Origin of the sequence: Trinickia sp. Y13, assembly GCF_029522115.1 — a bacterium.
Lineage (GTDB): Bacteria > Pseudomonadota > Gammaproteobacteria > Burkholderiales > Burkholderiaceae > Trinickia.
In genome coordinates, this window is the sequence record NZ_JAKWFK010000004.1 from 104,714 (window position 1) to 120,589 (window position 15,876).

Below are 15,876 nucleotides of genomic sequence, written 5' to 3' on the forward strand. Positions count from 1 at the left end.
GGCCTGGCGCGTTTTCCCAAAACACATTCATCCAAATCGATTTAGGAGACGCAGTATGGCAGGTGATCCGGGCTTCGATGCACCCAGCATGGCTACACCGAACAGCAAAGCGGCGATCTTGCGAGATGTACGCGCATATCGCCTCGCCCGTGTGAAGGCGCAACTGCTCAAGCAAAACATCCCCGCCATCTTGCTCTATGACCCGGTCAACATTCGCTATGCGACCGACACGTCGAACATGCAAGTGTGGTGCGGACGCAATCCCGCGCGATACGTCATGGTTTTCGCGAACGGCCATATCGCCGCCTGGGAGTTTCATAGCAGCGACCACGTATGGGACGGGCTCGATCTCAACGTAGAACTTCGGTGTCCCGTCAGTTGGACGTTCTTCAACGCTGGTCACGAAGCGGAACACCGCGCCGAAATTTGGGGCGCCGAAATCATCGATGTCCTGCAAAAGCACGCTCCTGGCGAGCTGCGCCTCGCGGTCGATCGACTCGACCCGTTCGGCACCGCCTATTTGGAAAAGCATGGAATAGCGCTGCTCGACGGCCTGGCCGTCATGGAGACAGCGCGCTCAATCAAGTCGTCGGGCGAGTTGGTCTTGATGGGCGAATCCTTGCGCACCGCCGAGAAGGGCATCGAGCGCATGCGGCGCGAGCTTCGCCCCGGCTTCACCGAGAACGAGATCTGGGCCAACCTTCATTACGAAAACATTCGCAACGGCGGTGAGTGGATTGAAACGCGCTTGCTCGCCTCCGGGGACCGCACCAATCCGTGGATGCACGAGTGTTCTTCGCGTGTCTTGCAAGACGGTGAGTTACTCGCCTTCGACACCGACATGGTCGGGCCTAACGGTTATTGCTCCGACATTTCACGCACGTGGCTCGTCGGCGACGGCCGCCCCTCGGACGAGCAGCGCAAGTTGTACGAGTATGCGTACTCGCAAATTCACTTCAATATGGATCTATTAAAGCCGGGCATGACGTTCCGAGAATTTTCGGACAAGGCCTGGAACATTCCAGATCAATTCCTCAAGAACCGCTACTGCTGTCTAGCGCACGGCATCGGCATGGTCGACGAATATCCCTCGATTGCGCATCGAATCGATTGGGACAGCGCGGGTTACGACGGCCAGTTCGAAGTAGGCATGACCCTATGCGTCGAAAGTTACATCGGTGCGGACGGCGGTATGCAAGGCGTCAAGCTCGAGCAGCAGGTGGCGCTCACCGAGCAGGGTTGCGTTTCGCTGACCGATTGCAGTTTCGAAACCGATTGGCTCTAAGCGTTGCAGCCGAAAGCAATCATGCCGGATGATCTTTGAGGCAAACCGGCTCTTCTTCGCGCAGCCAGTCGATCAGCCGCGTCACGGCCGGCGTAATCGTTCTGCCATGAGGGACGACCACATAATAGGCGTCGCGCGGTTTGCACGAGGCGGTCATGAGACGCACCAGTTCGCCTCGCACGAGCTGGTCGTGTACCAGCCGGCTCCAGCCGAGTGCAACGCCTTGGCCATACTTCGCTGCCTGGACGGCATCGGTATACAGGCTGCTTCGCAGCACGAAATTCAATTTCGGCGGCCGAAAGCCCACCGATCGAAACCACGCTTCCCAGCCCATCCATCCCTCGTAGGTGGAATCCGATTCGACGAGTGGCAAACCGGCAAGCACTTCGAACGAGGCCGGCATTGGGTGTTCCTCGAGAAAGCCGGGCGAGCACACAGGAAACACTTCTTCGTCGAATAGCAAGACCGAGGTGCCGTCCGCCCAGCTACCGTCCCCGTAACGCACGGCGACATCGACCTCGACGTGGCGAAGGTCGGCGGTAAACATCTGCGTGGTCAATCGTAACTGCAAAGGCGGATCGAGCTTCTTCAGATTCGGCAGCCGCGGCAGCAGACGCAGTTGAGCGAACGGTGCGGTCGACGCCAGCACGAGCTCCTGCTGCTCCGCACCAATCGATAGCCGGTCGAAGACACCGGCGATCTTCTGCATTGATTCCGCAACGACGACGTATAGCGCCTCGCCCTCCTTCGTCAACACGATAGACCGATGCAGGCGATGAAACAGGCGCACGCCCAGCGTCTCCTCTAGAAACCGCACTTGCCGGCTAACCGCGGCCTGGGTCACCCCGAGCTCGGTCGCGGCACGAGTGAAGCTGCCCAAGCGCGCCACCGCCTCGAACTCGACCAGCGCGGTCAAGGACGGCACGATGCGTCGATACCCCTTAGTTCCTTTTGCCATCTCGACCCACGGTTCGGTTTGTTTGCATGTCGGTTTCCGGCGCTCAATCCTCGGACGATATGGTTTCGCGGTCAACCCGGAAGCACCCCACGCGGCTGGCGCGTACGCAGGCGATTCGCCGCCCTCCCATGCGTGAGATGCTACCGATATAACGCATCGTCCGGCATAACTCAAAGTAATGCGATCGACAAAATAAAGCGCGTTGACGCTACTTATCGTCACTCCAATACTTGATGGAAATCATTGGGAAAACCGAACCCACAACCTATTGGAGGCGCAAATGTCTGTCATTCCCATCAAGACCCACCGCGAGCTGCTGGATAGCCGGGAGCCCGGATACGGGATGCCTGGCGAGCTCTTCGGAAGCCAAGACGTGTTCGAAACGGACATGGATGTCTTCTTTCATAAACGGTGGATTCTCGTCGCGGTAACGGCCGACGTGCCGGAGCCCGGCGATGTCTTTGCGGTCGATGTCGGCAAAGCTTCGATCCTGATTCTTCGCGATGACGACGAAAACATCCGCGCATTCCGAAACATTTGCCGGCATCGCGGCTCGCGCCTCGTCAAGAGCGCCGGCAAAGTCACCGTCGGCATGTTGGTTTGCCCCTATCACCAGTGGACGTACGACCTCGACGGCAGCCTGCGCCACGCCACGCATATGGGTCGCGAATTCGACAAGGATTGCCGTAGCCTGCTCCCGGTCCATATCAAAGTCGTCGGCGCACATATCTTCGTTTGCCTCGCTGACGAGGCGCCTGACGACATCTCGACGCTCGAGACGGTCATGACCCCGCGCTTTGCTCCGTACGATATGCAGCATACGAAGATCGCGCACGAGATGGACATCGTCGAGAACGGCAACTGGAAGCTCGTCATGGAGAACAACCGTGAGTGCTACCACTGCGGCGGCACGCACCCGGAGCTGACTCAGTCGTTCCTGGCGCATGATTTCGGCTTTTGCCCCGACGGCCAAAGCGAGGCGTCGCTGGCCGACTACGAGGAGTACCTCGCAAACAACGCTGCCCGCAAGGAAGACTGGGAAAAAGACGGCTATGTTTGCGAATTGTTCGAATCGCTCGATGAAAGCGTCGAGACGAATTTCCGCTCGCAGCGGCTCGTGATCGCCAACGCCGGCGAATCGCAAACGATGGATACCAAGGTTGCGAGCACGAAGCTTCTGGGCAACTTGCAACGCCGCGATCTCGGCGACGTGCACATGTGGGGCCATCACTCGTGGACGCACGTAATGAGCGACCACGCCGTCATCGCCTATGCCATTCCGCTCGCGCCGGACGAAACACGCGTGCGTACCGTGTGGCTCGTGAACGAGAATGCCGTGGAAGGTGTCGACTACGATCTGAAGAAGCTGACTGAAGTATGGATCGCCACCACTACGCAGGACGCCGAACTCGTCGGCAACACGCACAATGGAACGCAGGATCCGGGCTATGTGCCGGGTCCGTACTCGAAGTACACCGAGGGCGCGCTCGAGCAATTTGCTCGCTGGTATGACGCTCGACTGAAAGCGAGCGGGGTCTAAGTTTCTGCGATGCGGGCGGGGGCAATTGAGTTGCACCCGCCCCACCGGCATGCGGCTACCCGTTATCGTCCAATACCGTAAACACCGACACGGCTCGCTGCAAGCTCATCGCCTGCTCCGAAAGCGATTCGGCCGCGGCGGCCGCTTGCTCTACGAGTGCCGCGTTTTGCTGCGTCATCTCGTCCATTTGCACGACGGCTTGCTGTACCTGGTCGATTCCTCGGCTTTGCTCTTCCGAGGCCGACGCGATCTCACCGACAATGCCTGACACCTGCTTCACGGCCAGCACGACCTCGCCAATCGTCGAACCAACCTCGTTCGCCTGTGTCGCGCCGAAACGGATCGTCTCGACGGACGAGTCGAGCAATGCCTTGATTTCTTTTGCGGCGTCCGCGGAACGCTGAGCGAGCGCGCGGACTTCGCTTGCCACCACGGCAAACCCGCGTCCTTGCTCCCCCGCGCGCGCAGCCTCGACCGCTGCGTTCAAGGCGAGAATGTTGGTCTGAAATGCAATCGATTCGATCACCGCGGTGATCTCCGAAATTCTCGTCGAACTGCCGCTTATCGTTTCGATGGTTCGGACCATCCCTTGCATCGCCCCGTTGCCTGCATCGGCCATTGTGCTCGCGCGCACTGCCAGCCTGTTGGCCTCGCGCGCACTTTCCGCGTTTCGTCTGACGGTCTCGGTCAATTGCGTCATGCTCGAAGCCGTCTCTCCCAACGACGCTGCCTGCTCTTCGGTCCGGGCCGAGAGGTCGGCGTTGCCGCTAGAGATCTCGCTCGCCGCCACGTTGACCGATTCGCTGCTCGCTTTGATCCCGCTTACCGTGTCGCTCAATTGCCGGTCCATCTTTTCCAATGCCAGCAACAACTGCCCGAACTCATCCTGAGAACGCTTGCCGCCGTATGGATTTCCCAGCGTCCCAGCCGCGATTCGATTCGCCACGCGCACCGCGCCCTTCAACGGCAGGGTCACTGCGCCCGACAAGTGGCAGGCAAGAGCCGTCCCAACCAGGAAACACAATGTCGCCAAGGCAATCGAAGTCCACAGGAACCGGCGATAGGTTGCGTCGCTATCGTCCGCGAATTCCCGAGCTTGACTGTTGTGCAATACCACCGCGTCCTCGACGAGCTTGCCCAACGATTGCGCGATTTCCTCGTGGCTGTCGATATCCGGCACGGCGCCGAAATAGCTGCCGGCACTCAGTTCGCCGACCAATTGCTCGGTCAACGCATCGAACTGCGGCAGTGCCTTCTTGATTTGCGCGGTGAGCGCACGCTCCTTCTCGCTCGTTGCGCCTTGTTCGACATAGCGTTTCCACGCGTGCTGAATGCTCGTCTGGTCGGCACGAATCCGCTCGATGCCGGCCTTCGTGCGCCCAGCATCGCGATACATCTCGATCAAGTGAACCTGTAACCGCGTGTCGAGCAGTGCCGCACGGATATCCGACAGATCCGCGATCGGAATGGTGCTCGCCGTGTAGGAGCCGCGCATGTTCGCATTCACGCTCGATAGACTTACCCCGCCGAAAATTTCGACGCCCGCCATCAGCATCACGAATACGCCGAACGTGACGAAAATCTTGAATCAGACGCTGTGTATGAGACGCTTCATCATCCCCTCCCCGGACAAGGGATGCGCCGCCTGGATTGCCGCTGGGCATCGAACCCGGCGGCAAGACGGCAGAACGCGCACTCATCCGCCTTCCCGGCATGAGTGCGCGGCTCACTTCATTTCTTATCTATACGCAATGTTCAATTGCCGTCGCAGGTCAGAATTTATGCCGAATCGCGACGCGCGTGACGAGCTGACTCCGATTCGACGAAACGTCTGCCGCCCCCGGAACGTAGGCCACGTCAAGCGCGGTCCCCGTCTTGTCGCCGCCAACGTGCTGATACGCGCCCTGGAGATAGACGTCCGTGCGCTTGGACAGGTTGTAGTCCGCCATCAGGCCGATCGTCTGATAATTCGGCTTCGAATTTCCGGTCGTCGTGTTGAAGTTTGCGCGCGTGTATGTGTACATCGCTCCGACGAAGAACGCAGGCGTGAATTGGTACTTGCCGTTTAGCTCGAAGTTCTGGAAACGCAAGCTCGACAGCGTTCCCGTGGACGGCGTAATGGACCCGACGTATTCCGTGCTCGTTGGCTGCGAGAAGTACGTATTTGTGTACGCAAAGCCGACAGTCGCCGGACCAAACGTGTAGTTCACGCCCGCACCGAAGATGCGCAGCCGCGTCGCGGCGAAATTCGAGTCTCCCGTGCTGCTGATCGCCCCACCCGTCGTCGCCCCAGGGTTGTTCGCCTGCAAATAAGCGGCCGCAACCAGCAGCCCTCCGTTTGCGTATTGCCCGCCCACGCTGTATTGGCGATTGTTCGCGAAATTCGTGTCGTTGCTGAAGCTGTACGTGCCGCCAACCTGCAAGCCCGCGAAGCTCGGGCTCGTATACTTCACCGTGTTGTTGACTCGGAACGAGTTATCCGTATTGTCGTTATCGTACGGATGGGAGAACAGATAGCCGGCCCAGTTGCCATTAGCCGTCGTCTGTGCGAGGTAATCGACCAGGCTGTCGTACTGGCGACCGAGCGTGACAGTACCCAGGTTGTTGCTGACGAGGCCTACGTACGCCTGGCGACCAAACATGCGGCCACCTTGACCCAGGGCGCCGTTGTTCACGTTGAAGCCGTTCTCGAGCTGGAACACCGCTTTCAGACCACCGCCGAGATCTTCCGCGCCTTTCAGGCCCCACCGACTACCCTGGACGTAGCCGCTTTGCAGTTCGTAGACCTTGTTGCCGCGAACGTTGTTGGTGAAGTCCAAGCCTTCGTCGATCACGCCATAAAGCGTCACGGCATTCTGCGCAAGCGCGGGTACGGCAATCGCCATGGTCAACGCGGGCAATAGCAGCTTCATCTTTTTCATATGAGAGTCCCCAAGACGAAATATCCAATTTCTGATTAACATCAAATGCCAGCTGCGACGGCGCTCTAACGGCACCAGCGTGCTGACGCTTCCCCACCTCCCCTGGCACGAATTCGCCTGAGGTACTGCTCCAATTCACTTGCTCATGCCGATTGCGCTCAGGTGGCCCCAGTCGTCACCCGGCGTTGACCCGATCCACTATCAGCCATTTATTTAGTAGTCCAAACTTTATCTTCTGAAGGATATTTCCCGAAGGCGCCTAGCGCCTCGGTATCTCTATCGAAGCGAGAGTAAGGATCCGCTCAAGGGCAACAAGGGCAACCGCAGCGTATCAAGCCAATTTTCCCGGTCTCGATACATTTCCTCTACGCAATGCGATACCTTTAGTAATGGGAGCGGTTACACTGCATGCGCTTAAAAAAAAGGCGAGCCGCTCTTTGGCTCGCCCATCCGTTCATCGAATTTCTACTAGGGACTACCTTTAAGAAGAAGCCCCCTCGTTGACGATCGACGATTCAGTGCGCGCCACGACGAGCACCGTGCATCCATACGCCGACGATGTGCTGTGCCGCGAGCCGGCGGGATAGCAGACGGTCTGCCCCGGGTGGAAGTCGGTGCCGTCGTCATCTGTGAACACGCCATCGAGAATCACGATCAACTCGGTCGAGTCGTGCCGATGTTCGAACGAGCGCGCACCCGCCGCGAGGCGCATCCAGTAGCTCGTCCATGCACCGCTCTCGTCCTGCGCGACCGGAATCCAGGAAAAGCCCTGCAGCGCAGTGTCGCCGATCTTCATCGGCTGCCAGTCCCGCTCGTCGATCGAATACCAGCGTCGGCCGTTCTTCACTTTCAATCCAGCAAGGACAGGCGTTTCATCCTCGATCGGCTTCGTCGTCATCGTATCTCTCCTCTGTTCGGCTATGACAGCTGGCACAACCACCGCCTGTCGCGCCCTGCATTCAATGCGACGTTCGCGGGTGCTCCGGCTGTTTGGCGATCCCGGCTGTGGCGCCATTCCATTCGCGCATCATCGCGTTGACTTCCTCGGAGAGCCATTCTCGGAAGTGCAGATACTCCGGGCGAAGCTTGGCATTCTTCTGCGTAACGAGATAGTGATGGCGATCGGTGAATACGAGCGCGTCCTTCACCGGCCGAACGAGTTGTCCCGACTCGACCTGCCGATGCACGAGATGGTGCCAGCCAAGCAAGGTGCCCTCGCCCGCTTCCGCTTGCGCGACGAGCAAGCGGTAGTCGTTGCTCTCGAGATGTTCGTTCTCGAGCAGCATCTCGGCGCCTTCGCTTTGCTGAAACCAGTTGCGCCAAACACGCCAGTCGACATGCTCGCAGACCTGCGCGCGACCGAGCAGCGATAGATTCAGGGTTGGGTGCGACAGCAAATCGAGCGGCTTCAACGATTTACCATAGAAACGCCGCTCATGGAACGACGGGCTGCACACCGGGTAAACGATGTCGTGAAAGAGCGGCTCGACCTCGTACTCCACCTCGCGCGGCGGAATCTTGGTGATGATGACATCGGGCTCCATGAGCCCGTCGAGCTCCATGAAATGCTCGGTCACCATCACGTGCAAGCGGATATCCGGATACCGCTTGCGGAACGCGGGCAGCCGCGACGAAAGCCACAACGCCGAAAACGTGTGCGACACGCAGATCGTCAACGCATGTCTATCCGAGCGGCGCACAGCCTCCGCCGCTTCCGCGATGTTCATGATCGACAAATACGACGCGTTGTAGAGAATGCGACCCGCGTCCGTCAGCGCGATATGCCGCCCGGTGCGCTCGAATAGGGCGACGTCCAGCGAATCTTCGAGTTCTTTGATCTGCCGGCTGATCGCCGCTTGGGTTACGCAGAGTACTTCTGCCGCTTGCGTAAAACTCTCGTATCGCGCCGCCGTGACAAAGCACTTCAACGCGCGTAACGACGGCATTTGCGCGAGAAGTCTATCCGCGAACACTTGCTTCTTTTGCATGGCTATCACCCTTCACGCGGACATCTGAGCCCCTGGTCCGCCGGCCAAAATCATCGCGGAGTGCGTCGATCCTACGACGGTCCTTGCGCCACCGCGCACATGTCAGGCGAGTAGTTTGATAGCACGTCCGCCCGTTGGCAAGACAGTCCCCCCTGTGCCGCTCGGCGAGCGCTAAGCGCCGCCCGTGATCCGCTTCATGACCTTATCTAGCGCATCGCCGTAGTGCGCGTAGGTTCCGCGCTGCGACAGCTCCGTATGAACCTGTTCGTTGATGCCGCCCAGCGTCATGCAGTGGTCGATCAATGCGGCGAAGGGCTGCGGCGTGCGCGCGGCATCATGGGCCAACCCGACGTAATACCCGGACAGAAACGTGCGGGCCGCCTCATACGTCAACCCCTGGCGTACGAGCCACGCGGCCTGCGCATCCAGGACCGCATAGAAGCTGGCCATGGTCGCCGTCGCCGCCGACAGCGCGTCGAACTTGCGCTCGTCGTCGACTTCGACGGCCGCCCCGAGCGCCACAAAGAGCCGCAGCGCGATCGGATCGGCCGGACAAATCACCGTGCTTCCCTTGCCCTCGGCCACCGCCGGCAAAGGGATGGCGCGCACGACCGTCTTCGCCGGTTGCGTTAGTTTGCGCACCTCCTCGATCGACAGCCCGGCAACGAAGCTGATGACACAATGGCGTGCATCGAATACGAGTTCGCTCAGCACGGCTTCGGCAATCTGCGGAACGACAGCGAGGCAAACCACGTCGGCGGTATCGAGCACCGTTTGGTTGTCCCGGCAGACGCGCACCCGCGCATCGGTCGCCGCGAGCACAGCGGCGATCGCCGCATTGCGCGGCGACAGCGCAATACGCTCGAAGGGAACGCCGAAGCGAACCAGGCCCGTAACGACGGCCTGCGTGATCACCCCGGCGCCTATGAATCCGAGCCTCATTTGCTCTCCCTATTCATTCCAGCCTCAGCCAAGTGGTTTTCAGTTCGCAATACTGATCGTGCGCGTAAATCGATTTGTCTCGACCGCCGAAGCCCGATTGCTTGAAGCCACCGAACGGCGTCGACAAATCTCCTTCGCCGAAGCAGTTCACCGTCACCGTGCCCGCCCGGATCCGTGCCGCCACCTTGTGCGCGTGATTGACGTTATCCGTCCATAGCGATGCGGCGAGGCCATAGCAAGTGTCGTTCGCAATTCGAATCGCGTCTTCGACATCGTCGTATTCGATGAAGCACAGCACTGGCCCGAACACTTCTTCACGCGCGATCGTCATTTGCGGCGTCACGTCGTCGAAAATCGTCGGCTCGACGAACCAGCCGCCGCTCGCAGTCAGCGTGGCCTTTCCGCCGCACACCAAGTGCGCGCCTTCGGCCTTGGCCTTCTCAATGTGCGCGAGCACCTTGTCATAGTGCGGCCGTTCGATCAACGAACCGAGCTTCACTTCGGGATCGAGCGGATCGCCCGTCTTCCAGTCCTCGAGTACGGCCAGGATCTTTTGCAGGAGTTGCGCTTTCATCGCGGCAGGCACGATGATGCGAGAGCCCGCGCTGCAATTCTCGCCCATGTTCCAAAAGGCCGCGGCCACGGCGTTTTCGGCCACGACATCCAAATTCGCGACGTCCGGCAGAACGATTTGAGGGTTCTTGCCCCCGCACTCCAACACGACGCGCTTCAGATTCGTATCGGCCGAGTAGCGCAGAAATCGCTTACCCGTCTCGGTCGAACCCGTGAACGCAACCAAGTCGACGTCCGCATGACAGCCGATCGCCTGCCCCGCGCCCTCGCCGAACCCCGTAACGACGCTGAAGACGCCCGCCGGCACGCCCGCCTCCAACGCAAGGTCGGCGATGCGCAGCGTCGAGAGCGACGTCTGCTCGGCAGGCTTGACCACGACGCTGTTGCCGACCGAAAGCGCAGGCCCGATCTTCCACGCCAGCATGAGCGCCGGGAAATTCCACGGCAACACCGCGCCGACCACGCCGATCGGCTCGCGCGTAATCATGCTTACGACGTTCGGCCCCGAAGGCGAAAGCGCGTCGTAGCGCTTGTCCGTCGCCTCGGCATGCCACCGGATGCAGGCCGCCGATTCCGGAATATCGAGGCCAAGGCATTCGCCGATCGGCTTGCCCGCTTCGAGCGCTTCGAGCAACGCCAGTTCTTCGGCGTTCTCGTCGATCAATTGCGCCAACCGGAGCAGCACGGCTTTGCGCTGCGCAGGCATGATCTTCGACCACACGCCACTGTCGAACGCCGTTCTCGCCGCCGCGACCGCGCGATCGACGTCGTTCGCATCGCACTTCGCCACCTGCGCCAACGTCTTCCCGGTCGACGGATTGAGGGTCGCGAATGTTTCATTCGATAGGGCGAAACATCGTTCACCGGCGATGAACGCGCGCCCGTCCAGTCGCAATGCTTCCGCCCTTTGCATCCATTCCTGATGAGTCGCCATGGTGTCGTCCCTGAAAATTAAAGTTCGGCCCCTGCCGTAAATTCCTTGACCCAAATCGCAGCCGTTACTGCAACGTCGGCAATGGGCCGCACGGGCAGCGACCGCGGATGCGGCTGATTCAAGAGCTGATGCATGAGATCGCTCGATTGACCGAGCGCGTGCTCCGCGATGAGCTTGCCCGACGCTGAGCCGCGGCTCAGCCCCAGCCCGTTGCAACCTACGGCTTCGAAGACACCGTCGCCGCGCTGCCCAAACAATGCGCCGTTGTTCGCTGACAGGCACAACGGGCCACCCCATGTATATTCGAGCTCCACGTGCTCCAGCATCGGAAAACGCCGGTCGAACGAGCGTTGGTGCAAACGCTTCGCCTTCGCGAGGTCTGCCTGCGATACCTCGAGACCGGGCCTGAAGGCGAAGTGATTGCGCACGCAGATGCGATCGGTCGCCAAACGGCGAACTGTCGTGCCCATCGGGTCGGCCGGAATGAGCGCCCAGGAGCGCGCGCCTCCTAGCCTGTCGACTTCGTCGGCCGTCATCACGCCCGTCAAGGACGCGAACGTGTAGACCGGCAGCAAACCGTTCGGGTGCCCCCCAAAGGCGGCCGCATACGCGTTCGTGCAGAGAATCACGTGCTTGGCGGCGATGCTGCCTTGCTCGAAGCTCAATACTTTCGTATCGCTGCGATCGTCGATCCGCTTGACCGCACTCATTTCGTAGACCGTCACGTTTTCCGGCAGCGTCGCCGCCAGCCCTCGCATCAGCGCCGCGGGTTGGACCGTGCTGCATCCGGGCGTGAATAGCGCGCCGCGGTAAAAGCTCGTTCCGGTCACCTGGCCGATGGCCGCTTCGTCGAGCCATTCGAAACGCTCGTCGATGCGGGCCAAGCCGTCCGCGAAATGCGCCAGTGCGGCTTGCCCTTTTTTGTTGACGGCCGCATGAAATTTGCCGTCGTCTCGCCAATCGCAATCGATGCCGTGGCGGCGCACGATCGAGCGGACATAGTCGATGCCGTGACGTTGCAGCCGCACGTCGGCCTTATCGGCTTCGACGCTGCGCGAGTAGCTTTCGCTGCTGATATCGTGCGGTAGATCGACAAAGAAACCGGAATTGCGCCCCGCGGTCGTGCGCCCGATGCGGTCGGCTTCCACCAATGCAATGGGAGCGGCGGGCGCCAATTCAGCCAAGCGGCGCGCGGCGCACAGCCCCGTAATGCCCCCGCCGATGACGACCCAATCGTATCGATGCGCCGACGCGACGATCTCGGGCGGCGCGGCGGACGGCAAGCTCTCCCACCAACCGTTGACGCCGTCGGGAGCGGGAAACCGCGCGAATTCCAGTTTCGAGGCCATGCCAGTTATCGTGCGTTGTGCAACATCGGTTTGACGAGCTTGGCAAACGCGTTGCGCTCGTCGTCGGACAGGCCGCCCAACGGGGCACGTGCGATGCCCACGGGAACGCCCGCCAATTCGCATCCGTAGCGGACGTATTGGATGAACTTGCCGCTGCGCTCGAGCAGTTCGAGCACGGGCAGCAACTGCGCCATCAACTTGCGGCCCAACGCAAAGTCGCCTTTCACCACGCAAGCGTCGAACAGCGCTGTGTGCGCCTCGGGCAGGAAGTTCGACGCGCCGCCGACCCAGCTCCTCGCGCCCCAAGCGAAGAACTCGAGCGCCTGATCATCCATGCCGCAGCTGAGCACCAAGCGATCCTTGAAGTGCGTGGCGAGATGATGCAGGTGAGAAATGTCCCCGGTGCTTTCCTTCATGGCGATGAAGTTCGGCCGCTCGAGCAACTTCGTCAGGACGCCGTCGCTGATTTCCGTCCCGGTCCGAGCCGGGAAGTTGTAAAGCATGATGGGCATATCGAGCGCATCGTCTACTTTCAGCAAATGCGCGAGCAGTTCTTCCTGCGTCGGTTGCGCATAGTAAGGCGCAGCGACCAGCAACGCCTGCAGCCCAGCACGCTTGGCTTGCTCGCCCAGGCGAATCACTTCCTTCGTGATGGTGGCATTGATGCCCGCGGTCAAGTACGTCTTGCCGCCGGCGGCCTGCGCCACCGTGTTGAACGTCTCGACGCGCTCGTCGAAACTCAGTGCATAGTATTCGCCGGTCGTGCCGCCAACGCCCAAGCCGGACACACGGCCGGCCAAGTCGGCGGCGTGTTTGCCGAGCAATGCATGATCGATTTCACCATCCGCTTTGAACGGAGTCACCAGCGGAGTATGTACGCCCTCGAAGCTCATTTCGATATCTCTCTTCAGTAATCAGCAATTAACAATCGACAATTAGTAGCAGTAGCCGGTAATCACCCGCCCGTAGCGGATCGTGGCAAACCGACCAACCGATCCGAACCGCCATTGCGGCCCGGGCGCGCGGCGCTCACGTCAGACGACATCGACCGCATGCGAGTAAATCGGAAACTGTCCGCACAGCTCTCGCACGCGGGCGCGCACCGCGCGTTCGATCTGCTCGTCGCCGCCCGGCTCGCGCTCGAGCGCCGACAATACTTCCAAAATCATTTCGCCGATCCGCTCGAACTGCGCCTTACCGAAGCCTCGCGTCGTGCCCGCCGGTGTGCCCAAGCGGATGCCGGACGTGACTGTCGGGTTTTCCGTATCGAACGGAATGCCATTCTTGTTGCAGGTGATACCGGCACGCTCGAGCGCCTTCTCCGCCTGCGTACCGGTGAGGCGCTTCGTGCGCAAATCGACGAGCAGCAAGTGGTTATCCGTGCCGCCCGTCACGAGGTCGAGTCCGCCGGACTTCAACACATTGCCGAGCGCCTCCGCATTGCGCAGCACCTGGTCGATGTAGGCCGTAAATTCCGGGCGAAGCGCTTCTCCGAACGCCACCGCCTTACCCGCAATGACATGCATGAGCGGCCCGCCTTGCAAACCGGGAAACACGGCCGAGTTGATCTTCTTGGCGATATCGCCGTTGTTGGTGAGGATGAAGCCGCCGCGCGGCCCGCGAAGCGTCTTGTGCGTCGTCGACGTCACCACATCGGCGAAACGAACGGGGTTTTCATGGCGCCCCGCGGCAACGATGCCTGCGATATGCGCCATGTCGACCATCAACAGCGCTCCGACGCTATCGGCGATATTGCGGAAGGCCGCGAAATCGAGCGCCCGCGGATACGCCGAATAGCCGGCGATGATCAGCTTCGGGCGATGCTCTTGCGCAAGCCGATGCACCTTGTCGTAGTCGATCCGATACGTCTCGGGGCTCACGCCGTATTGCACCGAGTTGAACCACTTGCCGGAGAGCGCCGGACGCGCACCGTGCGTGAGGTGACCGCCCGCATCGAGCGACATGCCCATGACCGTATCGCCGGGCTTGACGAGCGCCAGCATGACGGCGCCGTTTGCCTGCGCACCCGAATGCGGCTGCACGTTCGCATATTCGGCGTCGAACAGCGCCTTCACGCGATCGATCGCCAGCGCCTCGATACGGTCCACGTGCTCGCAGCCGCCGTAGTAGCGCTTGGACGGATAGCCTTCGGCGTACTTGTTGGTCAGTACGGTACCTTGCGCCTCCATCACAGCAGCCGAAACGATGTTCTCAGAAGCGATCAGTTCGATCTGCGTTTGCTGGCGGCGCAACTCGAGCGCGATCTCCGACGCGATGACGGGGTCATGGCTCTGGAGCCTTTCGGAAAAAAACCGCGATTGTTCGTTCACTGATCACTCCCGAAAGATTGTTTGCAGCGCAGTGCTATACGACTGCACCTGTCATAGATAGATAACAGCGGGCTCTCTCTTGACCGCCGGAAGGTGAATTCGCGCGATCCGTGAGCCGATGCCAGTGCATGCGATTCACGGAAAGCGGCGTGTCGCTACTGCTGCATCCAGGCCTTGAGCTTTTCCGGGTGGGACTCGACGAACTTCTTCGCGGCGGTGGCATAGTCGTTCGTGCTGTTCCCTTCGAACTCGATTGCCTCGACGTCGGCCAGCGTCAACTTGAAGTGCTTGAAGAACACGTCAGCGCGCGGAAACTTGCTCGCGAACTGCTTCGACGCAAAGGCATGGATCTGCTCTTCTCCACCCAGCGTGCCTTTCGGATCCTTCAGATAGCGCATCTTCCATTTTTGGAAGAGCCAGTGCGGGCTCCATACCGTCGCCACGACCCATTGATTCGACTGATACGCGCGCGACACGCCGGCCAGCATGCCCGCTTCGCTCGACGCCTGCAGGTTGTAGCCGGTCAGGTTGTAGGCTTGGATCGTCTTTTCCGAGGCTTGCATCAAGCCACCGCCAGGCTCGATACCTTGGATGGTGCCGTTGAGCTTGCTCTTGACCTCGGGCTTGCTAAGATCGGCGATCGACGACAATTCGGATTCGGGCACGTAGGCGGGGACAGCCCAACCGTTCTTGCCGCCCGTGTAGATGATGCCCACGTCATCCAAGTCGTTCTTGTACTTGGCGTAGTACGTCGCATGGGTAACAGGCAGCCATCCGCCCACCATGATGTCCAAATCGCCCCGCGCCACGCCTTGGTATTGGATGCCGATATCGGCCTGCACGAACTGAACGGGTTGCTTCAGATCGTTTTCGAGCACGTATTTGGCGACGTTCGCCACGGCCAGCACGTCGGCCCAGTTCGTCACCGCGATTTTCACCGGCTCCGCGGCCATCGCGGGCACGCCCGTCAAGCCTACAGCGACAACCGTCGATACCGCCAGCTTCGCGAGAAGCGATTTCAACAAACGGCATTTCATTTAGGACTCCTTAGTTATA

Annotated in this window: 13 protein-coding genes; 2 read left to right on the forward strand and 11 right to left on the reverse strand. The window is 60.4% G+C overall.

Annotated elements, in window-relative coordinates:
• Positions 1–88 precede the first annotated feature (88 nt).
• Positions 89–1,285, forward strand: a complete 1,197-nt coding sequence (locus MMB74_RS09035; RefSeq protein ID WP_277428620.1) for a Xaa-Pro peptidase family protein — start codon at positions 89–91, stop codon at positions 1,283–1,285.
• A gap of 19 nt (positions 1,286–1,304) precedes the next feature.
• On the opposite strand, the gene MMB74_RS09040 is transcribed toward MMB74_RS09035, so the two are convergent.
• Positions 1,305–2,243 (reverse strand): LysR substrate-binding domain-containing protein, encoded by a 939-nt coding sequence (locus tag MMB74_RS09040; protein WP_277428286.1) that lies wholly within the window; start codon positions 2,241–2,243, stop codon positions 1,305–1,307.
• A gap of 280 nt (positions 2,244–2,523) precedes the next feature.
• Between MMB74_RS09040 and MMB74_RS09045 the strand changes: the two genes are divergently transcribed.
• Complete coding sequence (locus MMB74_RS09045; RefSeq protein WP_277428287.1) at positions 2,524–3,783, forward strand: aromatic ring-hydroxylating dioxygenase subunit alpha; 1,260 nt, start codon at positions 2,524–2,526, stop codon at positions 3,781–3,783.
• Between the two features lie 55 nt (positions 3,784–3,838).
• On the opposite strand, the gene MMB74_RS09050 is transcribed toward MMB74_RS09045, so the two are convergent.
• The 10 genes from MMB74_RS09050 to MMB74_RS09095 all read right to left on the reverse strand — a co-directional run bounded on the left by MMB74_RS09050 (position 3,839) and on the right by MMB74_RS09095 (position 15,857).
• The gene (locus tag MMB74_RS09050; protein ID WP_277428621.1) at positions 3,839–5,365 is read right to left on the reverse strand and encodes a methyl-accepting chemotaxis protein; all 1,527 of its coding nucleotides are present in this window, start codon (positions 5,363–5,365) and stop codon (positions 3,839–3,841) included.
• A gap of 190 nt (positions 5,366–5,555) precedes the next feature.
• Positions 5,556–6,704 carry a porin gene (locus tag MMB74_RS09055; RefSeq protein WP_277428288.1) on the reverse strand — a complete coding sequence of 383 codons (1,149 nt, stop codon included), beginning with the start codon at positions 6,702–6,704 and terminating at the stop codon, positions 5,556–5,558.
• Between the two features lie 481 nt (positions 6,705–7,185).
• Positions 7,186–7,602, reverse strand: a complete 417-nt coding sequence (locus MMB74_RS09060) for a cupin domain-containing protein (RefSeq protein WP_277428289.1) — start codon at positions 7,600–7,602, stop codon at positions 7,186–7,188.
• A 61-nt stretch (positions 7,603–7,663) separates the two neighbouring features.
• Positions 7,664–8,692: a LysR substrate-binding domain-containing protein gene (locus MMB74_RS09065; RefSeq protein WP_277428290.1), complete on the reverse strand. Its 1,029-nt coding sequence runs from the start codon at positions 8,690–8,692 to the stop codon at positions 7,664–7,666.
• Positions 8,693–8,863: 171 nt separating this feature from the next.
• Positions 8,864–9,634 (reverse strand): pyrroline-5-carboxylate reductase, encoded by a 771-nt coding sequence (locus MMB74_RS09070; protein ID WP_277428291.1) that lies wholly within the window; start codon positions 9,632–9,634, stop codon positions 8,864–8,866.
• Between the two features lie 13 nt (positions 9,635–9,647).
• The gene (locus MMB74_RS09075; RefSeq protein WP_277428292.1) at positions 9,648–11,141 is read right to left on the reverse strand and encodes an aldehyde dehydrogenase; all 1,494 of its coding nucleotides are present in this window, start codon (positions 11,139–11,141) and stop codon (positions 9,648–9,650) included.
• Between the two features lie 17 nt (positions 11,142–11,158).
• A complete protein-coding gene (locus MMB74_RS09080) occupies positions 11,159–12,490 on the reverse strand; it encodes an FAD-binding oxidoreductase (RefSeq protein ID WP_277428293.1) in 1,332 nt (443 codons plus the stop codon).
• 5 nt (positions 12,491–12,495) lie between these two features.
• Positions 12,496–13,383, reverse strand: a complete 888-nt coding sequence (locus MMB74_RS09085) for a dihydrodipicolinate synthase family protein (RefSeq protein WP_277428294.1) — start codon at positions 13,381–13,383, stop codon at positions 12,496–12,498.
• Positions 13,384–13,524: 141 nt separating this feature from the next.
• Positions 13,525–14,820: a serine hydroxymethyltransferase gene (gene glyA / locus MMB74_RS09090; protein WP_277428295.1), complete on the reverse strand. Its 1,296-nt coding sequence runs from the start codon at positions 14,818–14,820 to the stop codon at positions 13,525–13,527.
• A 155-nt stretch (positions 14,821–14,975) separates the two neighbouring features.
• Positions 14,976–15,857: a glycine betaine ABC transporter substrate-binding protein gene (locus tag MMB74_RS09095; protein ID WP_277428296.1), complete on the reverse strand. Its 882-nt coding sequence runs from the start codon at positions 15,855–15,857 to the stop codon at positions 14,976–14,978.
• Positions 15,858–15,876 lie beyond the last annotated feature (19 nt).